Annotated in this window: 7 protein-coding genes; 5 read left to right on the top strand and 2 right to left on the bottom strand. The window is 66.9% G+C overall.

Annotation, left to right across the window (positions count from 1 at the left end; genetic code table 11):
* Positions 1 to 2: 2 nt before the first annotated feature.
* The 5 genes from BEK98_RS01035 (at position 3) to BEK98_RS01015 (ending at position 17,850) form a co-directional block, all read left to right on the top strand.
* Positions 3 to 1,163: a serine/threonine-protein kinase gene (locus tag BEK98_RS01035; protein ID WP_244201694.1), complete on the top strand. Its 1,161-nt coding sequence runs from the start codon at positions 3 to 5 to the stop codon at positions 1,161 to 1,163.
* A 75-nt stretch (positions 1,164 to 1,238) separates the two neighbouring features.
* Complete coding sequence (locus BEK98_RS01030; protein ID WP_208642971.1) at positions 1,239 to 4,175, top strand: DEAD/DEAH box helicase; 2,937 nt, start codon at positions 1,239 to 1,241, stop codon at positions 4,173 to 4,175.
* Positions 4,172 to 9,088, top strand: coding sequence for an Eco57I restriction-modification methylase domain-containing protein (locus BEK98_RS01025; protein WP_244201693.1), 4,917 nt, complete (start codon positions 4,172 to 4,174; stop codon positions 9,086 to 9,088). Before BEK98_RS01030 ends, BEK98_RS01025 begins: the two co-directional genes overlap by 4 nt.
* Before the next feature lie 9 nt (positions 9,089 to 9,097).
* Positions 9,098 to 15,703: a DEAD/DEAH box helicase gene (locus BEK98_RS01020; protein WP_094214395.1), complete on the top strand. Its 6,606-nt coding sequence runs from the start codon at positions 9,098 to 9,100 to the stop codon at positions 15,701 to 15,703.
* A complete protein-coding gene (locus tag BEK98_RS01015) occupies positions 15,703 to 17,850 on the top strand; it encodes a UvrD-helicase domain-containing protein (RefSeq protein ID WP_094214394.1) in 2,148 nt (715 codons plus the stop codon). The genes BEK98_RS01020 and BEK98_RS01015 overlap by 1 nt, the downstream gene beginning before the upstream one ends.
* A 207-nt stretch (positions 17,851 to 18,057) precedes the next feature.
* Here the strand turns inward: BEK98_RS01015 and BEK98_RS01010 are convergent, their stop codons facing one another.
* Positions 18,058 to 19,509, bottom strand: a complete 1,452-nt coding sequence (locus BEK98_RS01010) for an argonaute/piwi family protein (protein WP_094214393.1) — start codon at positions 19,507 to 19,509, stop codon at positions 18,058 to 18,060.
* Complete coding sequence (locus BEK98_RS01005) at positions 19,509 to 21,008, bottom strand: DUF4365 domain-containing protein (RefSeq protein ID WP_094214392.1); 1,500 nt, start codon at positions 21,006 to 21,008, stop codon at positions 19,509 to 19,511. The genes BEK98_RS01010 and BEK98_RS01005 overlap by 1 nt, the downstream gene beginning before the upstream one ends.
* Between the last annotated feature and the right edge of the window lie 471 nt (positions 21,009 to 21,479).

Genomic DNA, 21,479 nt, shown 5'->3' with positions numbered 1-21,479 from the left:
TCGTGCCACTGATAATCTCAGCGTCGTTGACGTGTGACGCATCGCGTCCGGCGCATTTCGCCTTCATCTGCCCGGTCGCGGAACGGGGGGCGATGGTGTTCGAGCCGCTGCGGGAGAACGACCCCCGAGAGATCGCGGGCTTTCGGCTGACCCAGCGCCTCGGCCAGGGCGCGATGGGCGTCGTCTACCTCGGATACCGCAGCCCCCGCCCCGTGGCGATCAAGGTCATCAAGCCGGCGCTGGCAGACCAGCCGTACTTCCGTCAGCGCTTCGCGCAGGAGCTGGAGGCGATCCGACGTGTCGGTGGATTCCACACCGCGGCGCTCGTGGACGCCGACCCGGACGCGGAACAGCCCTGGATTGCCACCGAGTACGTACACGCTCCCTCGCTCGATGTACTGCTGAACCAGCATGGCGCGGTGAGTGAGCTTGGGGCGTGGTGGCTGGCCGCGAGTCTGTCCGATGCTCTGATTCACATCCACTCTGTGCGGCTCCTCCACCGCGACCTGAAGCCCAGCAATGTGCTGGTCACCACACAGGGCACTCGCGTGATCGACTTCGGCGTCTGCCATGTCGGAGGTGCGACTGGCCTCACCTCCGGCGACGCGCCGGTCGGCACTCTCGTGTACATGGCACCGGAGCAGGCCATGGACTCCCGCAAGGCGAGTGAAGCCGCGGATGTGTACAGCCTGGGCGCGACGCTCGTGCATGCGGCGACGGGGCACCCCCCGTTTTACGCCGATATTCCGGTACAGCGGATACTGGACGTCCCCCCCGATCTTTCGGGCTTGCCCGAGAGCCTGCGAGGACTCGTTGTCAGTGCCTTGTCCTACGCTCCGGAGGACCGGCCGACCGCCCACAGTGTGCTGGAGGCAGCCATGGACCGGCTGCTAGAGCACGCCGTGCCCGTCAGCGGTCCGCTATACCCACCACTGCCTGGTGCGTTCCTCACGGACGTCCTGCAGGTGGAAGGTGCGCCTCCGGTGCCGCCGGATCCTCCTGAGGCAGTGTCGGCTCAGGAGGGTCTTGCGGGTCCTGCCCTCGGGGACGAGGTATCGCCCGCGGAACCCGCCGTCGCAGGCGCGTCCAGTGGCGCAGGCGCGGCATGGGCTGACCGTTGGCGCGGAAAGATCCGCGATCGGCGGTCTGACTTCGGCGGCTGATTCCGCCGGGTGCACGGCGGGACAGGCAGTAGAGCACGACGAGGCAGTTCAACAGTGATCGAAGGAGAGAACCCGGTGACCAGCGCCGCAGGCACAGCCAAATTCGCCGCGGGCATGCAGGTTCGTGCACGGGATGAGGACTGGCTGGTCGTCGAGGTGTCCGAGACCTCGCACGACGGCACGCGCCTAGACGTCCGCGGCATCTCCCCGCTCGTACGCGACCAGCGAGCTGTCTTCTTCGCCCACGAAGCCCTGGACCAGGTCACCCCTCTGCGGCCCGAGGACACCGACCTGGTCGTTGACGACTCCCCGGAGTGCCGCCGCTCCCGGCTATTCATTGACGCGCTGATCCGCAAGACCCCGCTTCCGCTGTCCGAACAGCGGCTTGCAACCGTCGGCACGCACCTCCTCGACAACCTCGCCTACCAGCGCGAGCCTGCTAGGGCAGCGCTGCGCGGCCTGCGCCCGAGGCTGCTCATCGCCGACGCCGTCGGACTGGGCAAGACCCTAGAGATCGGGCTCCTGCTGTCGGAACTCATCCGCCGGGGCAGGGGTGAGCGCATCCTCGTCGTCACGCCCAAGCACATCCTGGAGCAGTTCCAGCACGAGCTGTGGACGCGTTTCGCGATCCCCCTCGTACGCCTGGACTCGACCGGCATCGAGCGCATCCGCCAGAACATCCCGGCCGGCCGCAACCCCTTCTCGTACTACAAGCGCGCCATCATCTCCATCGACACCCTGCGCTCTGACCGCTGGCGCAGCCACCTCATGCAGGTCACCTGGGACGCCGTTGTCATCGACGAGTCACACAAGCTGATCAACACGGGGACCAAGAACAACCGGCTCGCAGGGCTGCTTGCCCCACGTACCGATGCCCTGATCTTGGCTAGCGCCACTCCCCATAACGGTCAGCGCGAGTCGTTCGGTGAGCTGCTGAGCCTGCTCGACCCGACCGCTATCCCCGACACCAGCGACTACGACGAGACCCAGCTCGACCACCTGTACGTTCGCCGGCACAAGATGTCCCCCGACGTCTCGGCGGAGATCGGCCACAAGTGGGCCACCCGCAAGCCGCCCGTGGCCTTCGACTGCGTCGCGAACCCCGCCGAGCAGAAGATCTTCGAAGAGCTATACGACGTTTGGATCAGGCCGGAAGCGGGCCAGTCGGCTCCGGTGAGCGGCAGGGGCGCCCGGCTGTTTCCATATACGCTCCTGAAAGCCTTCCTCTCCTCGCATAAGGCGTTGGCCGAGACGGTGGAGAACCGGATCGAGCGCATCAACGAGGAGGTCCAGAAGCACCCAGAGAAGGGTGCGCAGCGGGCCGCAGAGCGATCGGCGCTGACGCGGCTGAGCCAGCTCGTCGGCGAGGCCACGGTGGTGGATGCGGCGAAGTTCCGCCGCCTGGTCGACGAGCTGAAGGCCATGGGGGTCGGGCCGGGGTCCGACAAGCGCGTCGTCGTCTTCTCCGAGCGCCGGGCCACCTTGCAGATGCTCCATGACGCTCTGCCCGGTGAGCTGGGCTTCAAGGCGAGTGAGGAGAACGGGCGCGGGGCGATCCGCCAGCTGCACGGCGGCCGGCCCGACGACGAACAGCAGCGGACTGTGAAGGACTTCGGCCTTGCGGACAGTGAGCTGCGCGTCCTGCTCACGGGTGACATCGCCTCTGAGGGCGTCAACCTGCACCGTCAGTGCCACCAGATGATCCACTATGACCTGCCCTGGTCGCTGATCACCATCGAGCAGCGCAATGGCCGTATCGACCGGTACGGCCAGCAGACGTCCCCGGAGGTCCGCGCCTTGCTTCTAGTCCGCCAGGACGAGGACCCAGATGTGCCCTCCGCGGACCGACTGGTCTCCCGGCGGCTGCTGGAGCGCGAGGACGAGGTCCACCGCACGCTCGGTGAGGCCGCCTCCATCCTCGGGCTACGCGACGAGGAGGCGGAGGAGACCGCGATCAAGGCGGGGCTCGCGGATGGGCGGATGTTCGACGAGATCGTCCCCGCACAGCCGGTCGATCCCTTCAGCCTCTTCATGGCCCACCACACCGTCGACGGGTCGGGGGCCAACTACCGCGTGCCGCAGCTGTTCGCCTCGACACGGGCCTTCGTCGAGGAGGCACTCGACGAGGTCTACGGCAACCCCGAGGAGAAGATCGGGAAGGCGTGGGACAAGGACTACCCCGAGATGCTCTCCTTCGCCCCGGACCGCGAACTGCAGCGGCGCCTCCTCGTCCTCCCGCAGACCTACCTGGACGAGCGTGGAGTGCTCGACAAGCTCAGGGTCACCTTCGATCCCGGGTTCGCTCAGCAGCGCCTGGACCGCGCCCGCGAGCGCAGCGGCGAGAGGACCAAGGGCGCCGTCACAAAGCAGGAGCGGCGCGAGACCTCCGGCTGGCCCGACGTCAGTTACCTCACAGACCAGCACCCGGTGGTGGAGTGGCTCACCGACAAGGTCCTGGTCCGGCTCACCCGCAACGCCGCGCCCGTCATCACGGCCAACGTCCCTGGGCCGGTGTTCCTGATGCAGGGCATGTACTCCAACGCCAAGGGCCACCCGACAGTCCTCGCCTGGTCCTGCGTGACCGGACTGGAACGCGGCACCCCCGTGTTCGATGACGACCTGGTCGGAGTCCTGGAGCGCGCCGGCGTGCAACCGAAGATGCTCAACCGGCCCTTCGCTGGGGACATCGATGCCCTACGCGATCTGGTGCCGCGTGCGGTCGAGGCCACACGGCAGCACCTGCTCACTCTACGTAGCAGCCAGGAAGAACCGCTGATCGAGCAACTGGCCGAGTACGAGAAGCGCCTGGCAGCCTGGCGCAAGGCGAGCCAGTCGACGTTCGAGCAGCTCACCCTCGGCATCCGACGCGAGCACGAGGAACAGCGGGTGGAGACCACCGCGATAGAGGTCGAGCAGCTGATCGAGCAGCTCGCCACCCAGGGCGATTCGATGATCCGCGTCATCGGGGTACTGGCCCCCGCCGCCGCAACCGGTGAACAGAAGGGTGCGTGACCACCGTGGCATTCGAAGCGATCATCAACCGCGGTGAGTACATCTCCGCCCACTACCTCGCCGAGCTCTTCGCCAAGGACCTCGCTGACCTGCGTAAACGCTGGACAGCAGCGGACCGGGCCGGACAGCCCACATCTCGTTCGGGCATGAGGAACCTGGGCCGCGACTACTTCAAGGCCAAGGTCCGTATCACCGAGAAAGACGACTTTGGCGGATCCGAGCTGCGCAAGCTCAACGACGCTCTGCTCGCCGCGCTCGCCTACATCCCCCGTGGAGACGAGCCTCCGGAACGCGAGGACGACACCCACACCAGGGTCCAGCGGTGTGTCTTCGAGGTCATGCACGGCGACAAGCCCCGCGAAGTCCCCGTCGCCTTCGCGGTGAAGGGCCCGGGGGGCGTCGAGCTGATCGCGCTGGACGTCACCTGGAGCACAGACGCCGAACTCGTCGCCTCAGACATCGAAGACGGCGGCGCGCAGCTGCTCGCTCCCATCGCCCTCGACGGCAGAACCGAGATCACCAGCGCGGCAGATGCTGTCACCTTCCTCTTCGGCAGCGAGGACGCTTACGCGCCCAGGTTCGTACTCCTGCTCGCCGGCGGTGCCGTGCTGCTCGCCGACCGCACCGCGTGGCACGAGGGTCGCTTCCTGGGCGTCAGCATCGACGCTGCGCTTGACCGCAACCTTGCCGCCGACGGCGGCGAACTGGAGGCCGTCTCGGCCCTGTTCGGTGCGGAGTCCCTGCTGACGGAAGGCGGCGCCGCTGGATTCCTGGACAGCCTCGTCGACAAGGGTCGCAAGCACGCCGTCGGCGTCTCCAAAGAGCTGCGGGAGGGCCTGCGACAGTCCGTCGAGCTGATCGCCCAAGAGATCCTGGACCGCATCCACGATCAGGATGGAGACCCCTCCGAGCTCGGTGACAGCACCGAACTCGCCAACCGGCTCACCCGCGAATCGCTGCGCTACCTCTACCGCATTCTGTTCCTGCTGTACGCAGAAGCCCGACCGGAACTGGGCATCCTGCCTAGCAAGGACGACGCCTACCAGGACGGCTACGGGCTCGGCCGACTCGGTGAACTCGCCTCGTACGACCTTCCGGACGAGGCTCAAGACGGCTTCCACTTCCACGAGTCGTTGGATCTGCTGTTCCGTCTCGTCGACCAGGGGCACCGCGCACTGGAAGAGAAGGAGCCGAGCGGCACCCGATGGGACGCGGACGGCATCCGCTTCGAGTCCCTGCGCAGTGACCTGTTCCACGCGAATGCCACGCCGCTGATCGGATCGGTACGCATCGACGGCCAGCGCGTCGACACCCGGCTGCGCAACAAGGTTCTGTGGCGGGTGCTGAACCGCCTCATGCTGAGCCACGGCACCGGCAAAGGCTTCATCTCCTACGCCCAGCTCGGCATCAACCAACTTGGCGCGGTGTACGAGGGCCTGATGTCGTACACCGGGTTCTTCGCCTCCGAGGACCTGTACGAGGTAGCCAAGCCTGACTCGGACGGGCTGGCCGGCACATGGGTCGTCCCCCAGCGCGAAGCCGACAACTACGACGACGAAGTCTTCGTCAAGCGCCCCGACGAGATCACGGGCGTACCCAGGCGGGTCGAGCACAAGAAGGGCTCCTTCGTCTACCGCCTCTCTGGCCGCGAGCGACAGCGCTCCGCCTCGTACTACACCCCCGAGGTCCTCACCCGCAGCACGGTCATGCACGCACTGGCCGAACTGCTCGACCAGGACGGCGATACCACACCAGCTCGCGACATCCTGAACCTGGTGGTGTGCGAGCCAGCCCTCGGTTCGGGAGCGTTCCTCAACGAGGCCATCAACCAGCTGGCCGCCGAATATCTGCGCCGCCGTATGAATGAGCTCTCTGTGGAGCGCGGCCAGGACATGCAGCTGCCGCCGGACCAATACGAGGCAGAACTGCAGAAGGTCAAGGCGTACCTGGCCCTCCACAACTGCTACGGCGTCGACCTCAACCACACCGCAGTCGAGCTGGCCGAGGTTTCGCTGTGGCTCAACGCAATGCACGAGGGCCTCAAGGCCCCGTGGTTCGGTCTCCACCTGCGCCGCGGCAATTCCCTCATCGGTGCGCGCCGGGCGGTCTATGCAGCCGAGGCTCTGAAGAAGAAGCTGTGGCTAACCGCAGTGCCAGTCGACCGCCCTTTGAGGGAAGGCTCCGAAGTAGGCGGCTTCAAGGAAGGCGAGGAGATCCATCACTTCCTGCTCCCTGCCAAGGGCTGGGGAGCAGTGGCCAACTCAGCCGAAGCCAGGGAGCTGGCCAAGGAAGACCGGGATCAGCTTGCCGAATGGCGTAGTCGAGCCACGTCCACCCCGAGCACTGCCCAGCGCAAGCAGCTGCTGGCTCTGGCCACCAGAGTCGAGCGTCTCTGGGAGCTGGCCAGGCGGCGGCTCGTCATCTCCGAGAGGGAGATTAGCCGTGACATCGCCGTTTGGGAGGTGGAGCCAGACCGGCCACTGCCTCGATCCTCGGGAGCCGTCTCACGGGAGCGGATCGAGACAGCCCTCAAAGAGCCTGGCGCCCCGCTGGGCCGACTGAAGCTGGTCATGGACGCCTGGTGCGCCCTTTGGTTCTGGCCAGTGGGCCAGCACGATACACCCGAGCCCCCGGACCTCGTCGAATGGCTCGACTTCTGCGAGGCCGTCCTCGGCGTCCCACCCGCCAAAGCGAAGGCCGCCAAGGCAAAGGGGGTCAAGAAGGCTAGCGCCGCAGGACACGACGACCTCTTCGGTCTCTTCGGCGACACTGGTGACTTCGACCAACTCGCCGTGGACGACTCCAACGACCGGCTGATGAGCCAGTGCGCGGAGATGCCAGCGATCGCCCTGCGCTTCCCCTGGCTGAGCGAGATCGACGCGATCAGTCGTCGGGAAGGCTTCTTCCACTGGGAGCTGGAGTTCGCCCATATCTTCAGCCAAGGCGGCTTCGACCTTCAGGTGGGGAACCCGCCGTGGCTCAACTCCGAGTGGAGAGACGATCTCGCAGTAGCAGAGTACGACGCCTGGTTCGGCTTGGAGAAGCAAGCATCCGAGGGCGTCAGAGCTGAACGGCGGGCGATGGCACTGTCCGAACCTGAGGCATTGCGGGCCTACCTCGCAGACCTCTCTTCCTGGGTCGGTAGCGACGCACACCTAGGCTCGGCTGTGGACCACCCAATGCTGAATGGACTTCGAACCAACCTCTACCTCAATTTCATGGAGCGCACCTGGCGGAGCATGCGCCCAAGAGGTACGACCGCGCTGATCCACGAGGAAAACCACTTCTTCTTCCCCAGGGGCGGTTCTTTTCGCGCTGCCACTTACGCAAGGCTCCGACGCCACTTCCAATACGGCAACAACATTCTGCTGTTTGAAGATGTCGACAACAACAAGCCCTTCGGGGTGAGCGTATACGGTCCCCCGCGCGAGATCCGTTTTCTGCAGATCGCCCGCGCCGTCCACCCCTCAACGGTGGACGACTCCTTCACGCACAGCGGCGAAGGAGCACTGCCGGGGATCCAGTTTCCCGAGGGCGGTTGGGACGTCCGTCCTCACCGGGACCGTATCGTTCCGGTTGATCTGCGGGTCCTCGCCAGTTGGGCCGCCGTCATCGACGAGCCTGGAACTCCAGCCGAGCAGGCCAGGGTGCTGCGCCCGGTGACAGTCGAAGACAACCAAGCCCTGCGAGTCCTCGCGGCATTTGGCGAGCGGCTACATGATCACGTCTATTGGTGGTCATCCGAATTGAACGAGAAAACCTCCAGGGAGAAGGGAGTTATCGAGAAGCGGAGCGCCGTCCATGCTTCATGGGACGAGGCCGTTCTCCAGGGCCCTCATTTCTCAGTCGCTACTCCCTTCGCCAAGCAGCCCAACCCAGGATGCAAGTCCAACAAGGACTACACCGACTGGGACCTGGAAATGCTGCCCGAGACACTGGTGCCCCGTACCAATTACGCGAGGGCATGCTCGAAGGTGGACTTCGCTGCGGCGCGCCGGTCGTGGGACGATGTGCCCTCGGGGGACTTCTACCGAGTCACATGGCGCAGGATGATCACGTCGAATACGGAGCGCTCACTTCAGCCTGCTCTGTTGCCTCCAGGACCAACTCACGTAGATGCAGTTCACACCCTGGCCCTCGACTCAAACCGAGGCACCGGCATCGTGGCTGGTCTCTGGGCCTCGCTCGCCTTCGACTACTTGGTCAAGGTCTCAGGCACCTCCAAGGTCAATATCGAGCTAGCCCGTAGTTTCCCCACGCCCCTCTCCCACCCTCTTGCCACCCCTCTCCTGCTGCGCACCCTTCGCCTCAACTGCCTTACGCGTGACTACGCCCCCTTGTGGGAGGAGCTTTTCGACCCCATCTGGCTCAAAGACCATTGGACCGATCCCGCCACCTCCCGTCCTGCACTCCAGCAGGTGAGCGAGGCTTGGTCCATGGCCACGCCGTTGCGCACCGAGTACGACCGCCGGATGGCCCTTGTGGAGATTGATGCGCTCGTGGCTGTGATGCTCGGTCTCAGTGCCGAGCAGCTGTGTGCCATGTACCGCTCTCAGTTCGCAGTGCTGCGCAAGTATGAGTGGGAGGCGTTCTACGCGGCTGACGGCCACAAGATCGGGGCGGCCACACACAACGTGGGTGTTCGTCAGACGCCGGAGGAGGCAGTCTTCGTCAAGGCATGGGTGAAGGCTGCTCGTGCCGGCGACCCGACGCCCGAGGCTCCCGAGGGCTGGGTGAAGCCCGACCGTGAGGCCGAGATGACCCGGGCCCATGCGGACTTCACCGCGCGACTGCTTGCCGGCGAGTACGGCGACTACGCCGCGTACTCGGCCGAGCACGGGGATCACGGCAACCTCCTCGGCTCGGCCGAAGCCGAGCAGCTCCTCGCCGACGTCCCGGTAGAAAGCAGGTAAGACGCCGTCATGCTGCCCTCTCTGGTCGCCGAGGACCTTCGCCGCGCCCTCGCCACCTACCTGACGACGAGCTTCGCTCTCGCCGATGACGACGTACGCGATGAGCTCGACGCGTTCCTGGAGCGGCCAGACAGCCGGCTGTTCCGGGGGCCGTATCTGCGTGTGCGCACTCCCTTCCGGGAGGCAGGCCCAGGTTGGGAGGATGCGCTCGACTGGTGCCCGAAGCACTTCACGCCGTACACGCACCAAGCTGCGGCCTGGCAGCGGCTGTCCTCGAAGGCGGGGCGGCGGCCGGAGCCGACCATCGTCACCACCGGCACCGGGTCCGGCAAGACTGAGTCGTTCCTCGTACCGATCCTGGACCACTGCGCTCGTGCTCGCGCCGCGGGACAGCAAGGTGTCAAGGCCCTGCTGCTGTACCCGATGAACGCCCTGGCTGATGACCAGGCTCGCCGAATCGACGACTTCCTCGGTACGGAGCCGGCGCTGAAGGACGTCACCGCCGGCATCTACATCGGCGGCGCCTCCGGACCGCGTTCGGCTTCGGACGAAGACGAGAACGAGCCCGGCTCGTACGGCCGCGACACCGGCGCGACATCACTCACCGGCGATCCCACCATCAAGCACCTGATCACCGATCGGGACGCAATCCGCTCCGACCCGCCAGACATCCTGCTGACCAACTACAAGATGCTGGACCTCCTGCTCCAGCGCATTCCGGATGCCCCGCTCTGGAAATCAGATTCACTCGCCTTCGTCGTCCTCGACGAGTTCCACACCTACGACGGTGCCCAGGGCACCGACGTGGCGATGCTGTTGCGGCGCCTCGGCGCAGCCACCGGGGCAGCCCGTGAGGGCCGCCCCCTCGGCGACATCACGCCTGTGGCAACGTCGGCGACGCTCGGCGGGGGAATGCCCAGCAGCACGTCGTCGCTGGCTCTGGAGGGGCCTGAGAGGTCCGACCGGGAACTGCTGCGTGAGTTCGCGGAGAAAGTCTTCGGTACACCGTTCCCCGACGCCGCGCTCATCGGAGAGGACCGGCTGCTGCCCGGAGAGGTCGTCACCGACCCTGACTTCCTGCTCCCCTCGCCGGTGCCTGGGGCGCTGGCTGCGCTGCCCGACCCGCTGGACGACGAGTCGGCCCTTGAAGAGCTGGCCCAGCTCATGCTCGGCCAACCCCTGAGTGATCCGATGCAGATCGGTGCCAAGCTCAAGCAGCACATCCTCGTCAAGGCGATCCTCGACGTGGCCGGGAGCAGCCCGGTCAGCATCCCCGACGTCGCGCGCGAGTTCGCCCAGCGCGGTGGCGGACCGGCCTGGGACGAGGCCGCACGCAGTGACCCTCGGCTCGTCGAGCTCGCCTTCGCACGGATTCTCGCCCTGATCTCCCATGCCCGTACCCCGCACCCGGTGACAGGGAAGCCCGGCCCGTTCCTGCGGGTTGAGGCCCAGCTATGGGTGCGTGAGGTCCGGCGCGTCATCCGTGCTGCGACCTCCGAGCCACACTTTCGCTGGTACGACGATGACGGGCCGACCGGAGACTCCCGGCCGAACCCCGCCAACCTCGCCATCTATCAGCCGGCGGAGGTCGACAGCGCTGGGGAGAGCGGAGAGCGGACCGATGCGTCGCGTCGCCCTGTTGGGCCGCCCTACCGGCGGCATCTTCCTGCCGTTTACTGCCGTCATTGCGGGCGGTCCGGCTGGGCTGCGTTGTCCACGGAATTGGAGTGGCAGCAGCTCAAGACGAACACCCTGGAGATCTACAAGGCTTCGGCGCAGAAGAAGCGGGCCGTACGCTGGATGCTGCGGGCTCGCCCGGACGAGTTCCCCGTACTGCACCTGCACGCTGAGAATGAGCGGCTGACGACCAACCCGACCGAGGACACCGTCGGGGTCATCACGCCCCATGGGCCGTTGCCCGCGGCCCCTGACGAGGAGTGCCCCTCGTGTGGTCTCGACGACGGCATGCGCTTCCTCGGTGCCGGCACCGCCACTCTCGCCTCGGTCACCACCACGCAGCTCTTCTCCGACCGGGGACTCGCCGGCGACGAGCGGAAGCTGCTCGTGTTCACCGACTCGGTTCAGGACGCCACCCACCGCGCCGCGTTCATCGCCAACCGCAGCTTCGGCTTCACCTTCCGTGGTCTGCTGACCAAGCACCTCACGGCGGGCCAGCCTGTCGCTGTACATGACCTCGCCGCTGACGCCGCCGAGGCTGTCGTTACGGCCGCAGGCGCGGGCAAGCGCAGCGAACTCGCCTCCATCGTCCCACCGGATCTGCGAGAGAACCCCGACATCCTCACCCTCCTCGACGAAACAGAGGACTTCAGCGATGCCGGCGCGGACATGCTGCAGAGCCGTATGGTCTTCCAGACCCTCATGGAGTTCGGTCTGCGCTCCCGCCTGGGCCGCACGCTGGAGCTGACCCGAACCGCTGCCGCGGAGGTCGACCTCAAGGATCTGCCCGCGCTCTGCAGCGAACTGCGGGAGCGGCACCAGCGCCTGCCCGGGCAGATTTCACTGCCTCCAGACGACGGGGCGTACGCGGTATTCCTGCGCGGTCTGGCCGAGCGCCTCCGCCTGCGCGGCGCTCTGTATCACCCCTGGCTGCAGGAGTACATCCGGCAGGCCGGCGCAAGACGCTGGCCGGTCTGGGGCGGCCGTCCCACCGGTATGCCTGCCTTTCCGAGGGGCCTCGCTGCCCCCGCTTTCCCCGTGTCGGGCGGCACCCGCACCACCGGCTTCGACTCACTGACCCGCGACAACACCTGGTTCGCGGACTGGGGTCACCGTTCGCTGGGCTGCGACCGGCGCGAGGCACGCGCGGTGGCCGAGCTCGCCATGAAGCTGCTCGCCCAGCGCGAAATCCTGGCCACCTACCACGCCGAGGGCGGCGCGCTCGTTTACGCGCTCAAGCCCCGCAACGTCCTCATACACCGCATCGACGACACTGCCGCACCAAGCGGGGAAGACGGCGTGAACGCGTGCGGAGTGCGCTGCGACACCTGCACCTGGCGGCAGACCGTGCCACCGAGCCGCCGCGAGGGCTGGCTGGGCACCGCGTGCCTGCGATTCCACTGCTCGGGCCACTTCGTGGAGGACGACCGCGACTACACCGCCGACTACTACCGGCACCTGTACACCATCGACCGTCCGGGCGACGTACTGACCGCGGAACACACTGGTGCGCTCAGCCGGGAGCGGCGTGAGCGTGTCGAAGCTGCCTTCAAGAACCGGGCCTCGGCCTTCGACCCGAACGTTCTCACCTGCACGCCCACCCTTGAACTCGGCATCGACATTGGCGACTTGTCGGCAGTACTCCTCGCCTCCATGCCGCCCGCACCTGCCAACTATGCGCAGCGGATCGGCCGGGCGGGCCGCAGCACCGGCAACTCGCTCACCGTCACGTTCGTACCGCGAGGCGCCCGAAGCCACTACTACCTGCACGTTCCGGAGCAGATGTTGGCGGGCCGGATCATCCCGCCGGACTGTTACCTGGACGCCTCGGAGATCCTGCGCCGCCAGTACCTAGCCTTCCTCTTCGACCGCGCCGCGGACCGCAGCCTGTGGGAAGGCACGTCGATCCCCGAACGACCCATGCCGCCGCGCATCGGCGAGCTCTTCGGACATGGCCTGGCCGAGGACGGCTGGTTCAGGCGTTTCCTCGACGTGGCGGGCGCTCGCCATGCCCAGCTGTCCGCCGCGTTCATCGCTCTGTTCCCCGCGATGGCCTCGGCCGCGGCCCAGGGTGTCCAGCACTTCGCCGCCCAGGGCCTGGAGGAAGCCGTCGGAGCCGCGGCCAGCGCGTGGAACAAGCGAGTGGCTGCCCTGCGCTCGAGGATGCGGCAGATCGGCCGGGCCTTCGACGCGCTGTCTACCGCTTCTGGTGATCCCGAACGCGACAAGCAGCGCCGCCAGCTCTTCGCCGAGCAGCGGACCGTACGCAAGCGCCGGGACGCCCTCGTCTCGGAGAACTCGATCAACGCCCTGGTGCGGCTTGGCCTGCTGCCCAACTACACCCTCCACGACGACGCGACCGTCCTAGACGCCACCTTGTGGTGGAAGGACAGCGACGGGGAGTTCGACGAGAGCTCGACCGACTACGGCCGCGGCTCCCGGCTCGCGCTGACCGAACTTGCCCCCGGCAACATCTTCCACAGCGACGGCTACAAGTTCATCGTCAGCACCGTGGACCTCGGCACCGGTGTCGGCGGCGGCGAGACCGCGTACGCCCTGTGGCGGTTCTGCCCCGAATGCGGATTCGTGGCCACCGAGGAAACCGGGCTCGACATCACCGCTTGCCCGCGCTGCAAGGCACCGCAGATCGCCGACCCGGGGGCCGTACACAAGGTGCTGGTGCCCGAGCGGGTCCTCGCCCGCGAGCGACGCGAAGACGCCCGGCTGACCGACGAGCGGGACGAACGCGAGCGCAAACAGTTCGACGTGGTCACGCTCGTCGACATCGACAAGGACCAGCCGCAAGGGCTGAGGGCGTGGCGCCGCTCTGGCAGCGGCCTGCCCTTCGGCGTCGAGTTCGCCCGCGTGGCGACGATCCGCACGATCAACCTCGGACCATCAGCCGCACCTGGGTCGACCCACGCGATCCGCGGAGAAGACGTCCAGGTCTCCGGCTTCGAGACGTGCCTGGAATGCGGAGGTGTGCGCGGCACCCACCCGCAGGCATGGGACCCCTCGGCCCAGCGGATCGGCACCCGGCACGCGTACTGGTGCTCACACCGTGACGACGGCGTCACCCACGAGCCGACAGAGAAGCTGCTGCTCGCCCACGAGCTCACCACCCAGGCGCTGCGCATCCTGCTGCCCGTCTCCACGATGGACCTCGCCGACCGCCTCATCTCCTTCAAGGCGGCCCTGCTCCTGGGCATCACCAAGCACTTCGGCGGCGCTCCCGATCACATCCGTGTGGTCACTGACAGCATGCCCGGCGATAGTCAGGAACTGCGACGGCGGTTCCTCGTCCTGCACGACTCGATGCCCGGCGGCACCGGCTACCTGGAGCACTTGGCCGACGCCGCGGTGCTGCACCGCGTTCTGACCCTGGCACAGGCAGCGCTACGGGACTGCCCCTGCCAGAAGGAGGAGCAGCGCACGCCCTGCCACCGCTGTCTGCTCCCCTTCGTATCCAGCAGCGAACACCCGCACGTCTCGCTGCGCATTGCGAAGGAACTCCTGGACGAGATCCTCAAGGACTGGGCGGTCGAAGCGGTCGACACTCTCTCTGGCGTACGCATCGACCAGCTCGTCGATAGCGAGTTGGAGGACCGGTTCGTCCGCACCCTCATCACCTGGGGCCGCAGGGACGAGGAGGACGGATCGGTCGCCGCCAAGGCCGGCCAGGGCGGAGTGGAGCACGAACTCCGTTTCACCCGCGGTGATGCGGCCACGCGCTGGCGCATGCGGGACCACGTACGGTTGAACACCTCCGTGCCCAGCGAACCCGACTTCCTCCTGGAGCGGACCGACGGCCCAGCGGAACGGGTCGCGGTCTTCCTCGACGGCTTCGCCTTCCACGCGAGTGAGAAGGTCAACCGCATCGCCGACGACGCCGCCAAGCGAGCGGCCCTCCGGGCGGACGGAGTATTGGTGTGGCAGCTGACCTGGGACGACGTCATGACGTGGGCAGCAGGTGTCGGCAGCGCCGCGGAAGGGCAGCAGGTTCGTGCTCACACCAGGCCACTTCACACAGATGCCGCACTCCAGCTCGCCCGCCAGATCCACCAAAGCCTGGTCGGCCAGGCCCGCCCCGACGACACCCTCGACCCGGTGCTGCGCAACCCGGTCGAGACCCTGCTGGAGTTCCTCGCCGACCCCGACCGGGCCAAGTGGGCTCGAAGGGCAGCCGGCCTGCTGGGCGGCTTCGGAGCAGCCGCGCGCCCCCAGCCGGTGGACCGCGAAGAGACCGGACGAGCGCTTCCCGACGTACTGCGCGGCGCGAACCTGTCGGCCTCGGCCGCGGCTGCAGAGGCCGTCGCGTTCGACGCCCGCGCCACCGGCCAGACGCGGATCATCGGCCTGCTGGACCGTCGGCCTGAGCCGCGCAGCAAGCAACCGGACATGCGGGCATGGTCTGCGCTGGCCGTGCTCGACGACCGGCCGGAAGCCATCACAGGCAACGGGCACAAGGACTGCTGGGCGGACTGGCTGCGCTGGTCGAACCTGCTGCAGTTCCTGCAGCCCGCCGCTGGCGACGAGCTCCCCCGCTCCTTCCACCAGGTCGCGGTATCCACCAGCGACCAGGTCGATCCGCACACTGTGGCTCTCCTGACCAGTGCGCTGCCCACAGAGGCAGGAGCCCCACAGCCGCTGCCCCAGGCATGGACCGAAGCGATCGAATGGGCCTCGTCCCAGGTCGAGGACGTCCTGCTCGCTCTCGTCAAGGAAGCCCGCCATGGACGCATCGACGTTCCGGAAGTCGGCTTCGAGTACGGAGACCAGGCGATGCAGGCCGAACTCGCCTGGCCAGACGAGAAGGTCGCCATCTTCATCGACCTGGACGAGCAGCGAGATGCCCTCTTCGCACGCGACGGGTGGTATGTCGCGAGAGCCAGCGCCGTGAATGTAACTGAGCTCATCAAGAAGTTGGAGGGGAACTGATGTCCGGCGCCAAGGTGATCATGGCGGACGTCTTCGGGAAGTCCTATGACGCGCTGGACGGCTCCGTCCAGCCGCAGGTGCTGCAGTTCATCATGAAGATGCAGCGCGACCCGGACTCCAACGGCCTCAACCTGAAGCCGCCGAAAGGCGCCAAGGACAAGAGGGTCCGCACCGCACGCGTCACCGACAACTACCGGGCCGTGCTCATGCACTACGCCGACCGCATCTACTACCTGGTCGCAGTGCTGCCTCACGACGACGCCTACGACTTCGCCGCGAACATCCTCTTCGACATCAACAAGGTCACCGGCGGGATCGAGCTGATCAATCTCGGCAGCCTCTATGGCACGCTCAGCGGACAGCCGAAGGCCGCCGACATCGCGCCCGACACCCCCTCGCTGTTCGCCGGCGTCTCCGACGCTGACTTCGAACGACTGGGCGTCCACACCTCCATCGTTCCGGCGCTCCGCGAGATCCGCAGCGAGGACGCGGTCCTCGGCATCGTCGAGACCCTTCCCAAGCTGGCTCGCGACGTGATCCTGTGCCTTGCCGACGGCATGTCCGTCGAAGAGGTCTGGGAACAAGTCAGTTCACTCGCGGCCACCTCTGACAAAGTCGACACCCAGGACTATGAGGCCGCGATCGAACGCCCTGCCACCAAGGAAGCCTTCGTGGTCACCGGCGACTTCGCCGAGTTCGGGCGGATCCTCACCGAGCCCCTGTCAGCCTGGCGGATCTTCCTGCACCCGGCACAGCGGGCGCTGGCCGAGCGCAAGAGCCCCTACAAGGGCTCCGTCCGCGTCACCGGAGGGCCTGGAACAGGTAAGACCGTCGTGGCCCTGCACCGCGTCAAGGCCCTCGCAGAACGCCTGCCCGCCGGGCAGGCCATCCTGCTCACCACCTTCACCACCAACCTCGCCAACCTGCTCAAGTCCATGCTCAAGGACCTTGGCGGCGCCCAGCTGCTCGCAAAGGTCGATGTACGGAACATCGACAAGGTCGCCTACGGCACCGTGAAGGAGACCTTCGGCGCGGAAGCGCCCAGCAGGCTCAAGGACGGCGAGATCCTCAACCGCTGGATCGAACTCTCCCAGGAGCAGCAAACGCCTCGCTTCGACGGCCGTTTCCTCGACGCCGAGTGGAAGCAGGTCGTGCTGGCGCAGGACATCCGCAGCCGCGACGAGTACTTCGCCGCCAGCCGCGCCGGGCGCGGACGACGCCTCAACCGCCCCGAACGCGCCCAGGTCTGGTCCCTCGTCGAGGAATTCGAGCGCAGACTCGACCGCGAAAAGGCCGCCGGCGTCACCCAGCTCGCCGTTCAGGCAGCCCGGATCGCCTCAGGCTGGTCCGACGAGGAGCGGCCGTACCGGCACATCGTCGTGGACGAGGCGCAGGACCTGCACGCCGCCCACTGGAAACTGCTGCGCGCGCTGGTCCCCGAAGGGGACGACGACCTGTTCATCGTCGGCGACGCTCACCAACGGATCTACGACAATCGGACGTCCTTGAGTGCTCACGGCATCAAGATCCGTGGCCGTTCCAAGCGGCTGACCCTCAACTACCGCACCACCCGGCAAATCCTCGCCGCATCCCTGAACCTGCTCGGCGACTCCAAGTTCGACGACCTCGACGGAAGCCCGGAGCATCTGCGCGGATACCGCTCCGTCCTGGCGGGGGCCAGACCTGAAACCACCGGCTATCGCACCCCCTCCGAGGAGATGACAGCGCTGGCCAAGCGCGTAGACATCTGGCAGCAGGAAGGGATCAAGCCCCACGAGATCGCCGTCGTAGCCCGAACCCACGCGATCGCCGACAGCGCTGTTCAGGCACTGCGTGACGCCACGCTAGCCGCCGTGAAGGTCGAGGACTACCGCGTCCCCGACCCCGACGAAGGCATCCACGTCATGACGATGCACCGCATTAAGGGACTCGAGTACCGCGCTGTCGCCATCGTCGGAGCCGGCGCCCAGCACATGCCGCTGCCCAGCGCTGTCACCCCAGAGACCGAGGACCGCCTCCAGTGCGCCGCAGACGTCCGCCGGGAGCAGTCTCTGCTCTTCGTCTCCGCCACTCGCGCCCGCGAGCAGCTGTCGATCACCTGGTCAGGCCGTCCCAGCCATTTCCTAGGTCCTCGCGTATCCGGCTAAAGAATGTCGAGCGGGACCAGTATCCCGACCATGGACTGCCGAGGTGAGGCTGCGGCCGTCTGCACCTCGGCGCCTCCACGTGAAGTCGTACAGCCTGTCGCATCAGCGACCGATCACTCCGTCAGACCAGCGGTGACATGCCGTGTCCAGCGGGACCGAACGGCGTGCGACCCGAGCCGACGGACAGGGAAAGGCCCGGTCGGCTGACTACATGTAGTGGGCGTAGCGGGTGGCGACGGCTTGGTCGGGCGGGCAGAAGCGCAGGACGGATTTGACCTGGTTGGCCGTGCGCATGGTGACGGGGAGGCGCCCGTCCAGACGTGTCTGGTTCCAGTTCATCTTGGTCAGAGCGAGAACTTCGGCGGCTAGCTCACGCGGGTTCCGGGTGGGGCCCACGGGCCTGATGCCAATCGGGCGTGGAATGTACATGCCGGGGTAGGTTCGATAGAACTCGATGCTGCCTGTGGCGTACAGCGCGAGTTCGCGTTCACCGAGGATGACGAGGGTGCCGCGCAGGGGCGGCGCATCACCCGCACGGAAAGCTGCGGCACCTTCGCTGCTGGTGATCCAGCTCATCTCCAGCGTGTCAATGAACCGTTCGTCCGCGGCGTCCTGAAAACCGCCGGCCTCCTCGTCGGTGAAGGCCGAGGTCTTGTGCAGCACGATGCGCGCGGGTGCGGTGCGATGTTCGCGCCGGTAGGCGTCCAGGGCATGAACCAGGAGGGCGTGCGCGTCGGCACGGGCAAGGTGGGGCTGGCGGTCGGTGCGGCTGATCCTGGCCGGCCCTCCGCGCACGATCACCCCGTCCCCGCGCTCGTTAAAGACCTGCGCGACCGCGGTGCTCAGAGAGCTCCCGTCGTCGCTGCGGTAGAACGCGACACCGACATAGCAGGTCGTGAGATCAGCGGGATTGCGTAGGAGGCGCCACGGGACGCCGCCGGCCTTGTAGTAAAGGGCGACGTGCAAGTTCCAGGCCCGACTGGCCTCGTCCTGGCGGCTGTGGCCCTCGGGAGGCCGGGTGGCTTCGTCCCAGGTACTGCGGCGAATGATCTGGATGGGCTGGCGCAGATTCAATAGCCGGGCCTTAAGCAGGTCGTGGAAGTTGGCAAACCGGGCCGGGGTCGGCTCGTCGTGCCCGTCCTGCGCCGGAAGGTCGCCGGCCTCCTTCAGGCCGTTGGCGGATCGACCGACGGTGTCGATGAGCTGCTCGGGTCTGGCGACCAGGAGTACGTCGACGCGGTTCTCATCAGCCAGTGACCTGATCTCTTCCGCGTAGATACTCACGGCGTTGGTCAGGGCTGCTGGCTGGCTGGCGGCCTCGATGGCGCGAAGGTCGCGGCTGCTGATCGCCCGCGTATTGCGGTCGCTGAAGACCAGGGTGGTGTGCAGGCCGCGGTCGATGGCGCAGCCGGGGAATTCCGGGAAGAGATGCGGGTACTTCTCGTCCTTAGCCGCGATGGGTTCCCGGCAGCGCTCCAGCCATCGGCGCAGCCCGTCGAGTTGGTCCGCAGGACCGACCAAGCCGATGCGGATCTCCCGGGGCGCGTCGGCCGCGCCGAGATCGGCGGGGCCGTAGTTCGTGATCCCGAACCGTGGATCGATGTGCCGGGCCGCTCCGCCGAACTCCAGTTCTGGTTCGTCAAGGATCACCGAGTCCATCACCGGCCTCGCCTCGCACCGCTCGCCCGTCCCTGACGGGGCGTCCGCAACCCTGCAGACCTGGCTTTGCTTCCGGGGCTTCTTCGTCGAGGAGCGCCGTCATCGCTCTCGCCGCTCTCGCCTTCCTGCAGCAGGCTGAGGAGATCCTGGGTGTCCGCATCCGCGACAGCCAGGACGGCGTCCAGGCTTTCCTGTCCTCCGGCGGAGGGGTCCTGGTCGTCCTCGGGTGCGGCCCCGGACGGAGCCGGCCCCCACCACCGGTCGTCGATACCGCGCTCGACCGTCATGGTGGCCAGTTCACCGAACTGGACAGGCCGCGCTTCCGTGAACAAATCTGCTTCCTGACGCAGGTAGTTGGCCCACACGCGGGTCCAGCCTCTGACCGCCGGATGCCGATCGAGACGTTTGATCCCCGCCAGAAGCCGGTCGGCGAACGGGTACTCGGTGTACCCGTCGGTGGTGAAGCAGTAGTCCGGTTCCAGCTGGCAATACCAAACTCCGTCCAGGCGCCGGAATCTGGTGCGCAGTGCGGCGTGGTGGTAGTAGCCAACGCGCTGCGGATCGGACTTGGAATAGTGCGGACCGAACACGGTCCGGCCACGTGATCCGTGACCTCTGCCCGCCTTGCGGGGCCCCAGGTGCGAGGTCGCGCGAAAGTGCATGTGCTTGCGGTTCTTGTGCCACCGCAGCTCCGGATAGGAGTCCTGAACAGTCCGGGAGAGCAGATCAGCGAAACGATGCTGGGTGTCGAGGTCGTCGCTGTCCGCCCACTCTCTGGTTTCGTGCCGCTCGGGATCTCCGTCGCACAGCACCCGCAGAGGTGAGTCCCGCAGGTCGCGGAACGACAGGACCAGCTTGTCCCGCAGAATCCAGCCGGACTCCCGCCGGCCCTGCGCCTCCAGGGCATCACCGGCCGCGCGGTAGTCGGCGAAGACCGTCGGGGCCAGATGCACGGTCGACGGCATCTCGATGACGGGCAGCAGGTTCGTGGTCAGCACTTCGGTGATCGGCGCGGGGCGCAAGTACAGGCCCGTCGTCCGAGACATCGCCAAGCGCAGCAGTGCCTGCGCGGCGTCACGGTCGAAGCGCTGGGTGTGCTTGTCGATGTCCACGCGGCGGGTAGCACGGCTGACCGCGTCCGGGAACGCCGCCTTGACCTCAACCCACCACGCCTCATCGCTCCCGGGGTGGGAAAAGACCAGGATGACCGGCGAGTTACCGGACAGCCAGTGATCAAGATCGCGCTGGTCGCAGAGATAATGGAAGCCGTCGTCCGTCTCGCCAGAGAAGCGCCGGTCCTGCGCTTTGCTCTGGACCAGCAGGGTCATGTTCAGCACGGCACGGCTGTCGGGGTCGACCAGATCAATGTGTCCGTCGATGCCGTGATCGACGCGCCGGGGATGGAAGAGGTGGCCCATCTCCAGGCAGCGTCGCTCGATCAGGGCGATGCCCTTCTCACCGATGAACGTCTGGCGCGTCACAGTCTTGCGATCAGCCATCGCCCCACCCTCCTTGCTGGACACGGCTCGTCGACAAGTAGCCGACTGAGGTGCTCATTCAGGGTATGCGGCACCACTGACAGTCAGGCCCGCCCGCATCCAGCGCTCCGCTGACGATCAGCCGTGACGATGCCTGTGCCGACACCATTTTCGAGACCGTCACCAACGACGAAAGCGAATGAGCGGCACCGGGCTGCACCAACTCGACGTGTCGGCCACTCGGACTTTGGGATGTGATTTTCGCAGGTCAGCGACATGGTGAAGTTCATACACTGAACCCGATTTCGACCATCCGCCCACCGGGCCTGCCTCCGGAGGCACTCGAACCTCTCTCGACGGCTTACTGCACCCGACTCAGACTCGAAGAGGCCCGCTGGCGCGCGTCGACGCTGGCCAACTCAGCGAGGCGGTGTCACCCGGGCTGGGCACGGGGGAACGCGCTGTTGGTGACGCTGCTGGTGCAGCTCGGGG

The organism is Streptomyces diastatochromogenes, assembly GCF_002242805.1.
Taxonomy (GTDB): Bacteria; Actinomycetota; Actinomycetes; order Streptomycetales; family Streptomycetaceae; genus Streptomyces; species Streptomyces diastatochromogenes.
Note: the sequence above shows the minus strand (reverse complement) of the source record. Positions and strands in the feature narration are given on the sequence as shown.

Bases quoted from the DNA above. Each gene is read 5' to 3' on its own strand.
- BEK98_RS01020 (WP_094214395.1), top strand. From the start codon at position 9,098: ATGCTGCCCTCTCTGGTCGCCGAGGACCTTCGCCGCGCCCTCGCCACC.
- BEK98_RS01015 (WP_094214394.1), top strand. From the start codon at position 15,703: ATGTCCGGCGCCAAGGTGATCATGGCGGACGTCTTCGGGAAGTCCTAT.
- BEK98_RS01010 (WP_094214393.1), bottom strand. From the start codon at position 19,509: ATGGACTCGGTGATCCTTGACGAACCAGAACTGGAGTTCGGCGGAGCG.
- BEK98_RS01005 (WP_094214392.1), bottom strand. From the start codon at position 21,008: ATGGCTGATCGCAAGACTGTGACGCGCCAGACGTTCATCGGTGAGAAG.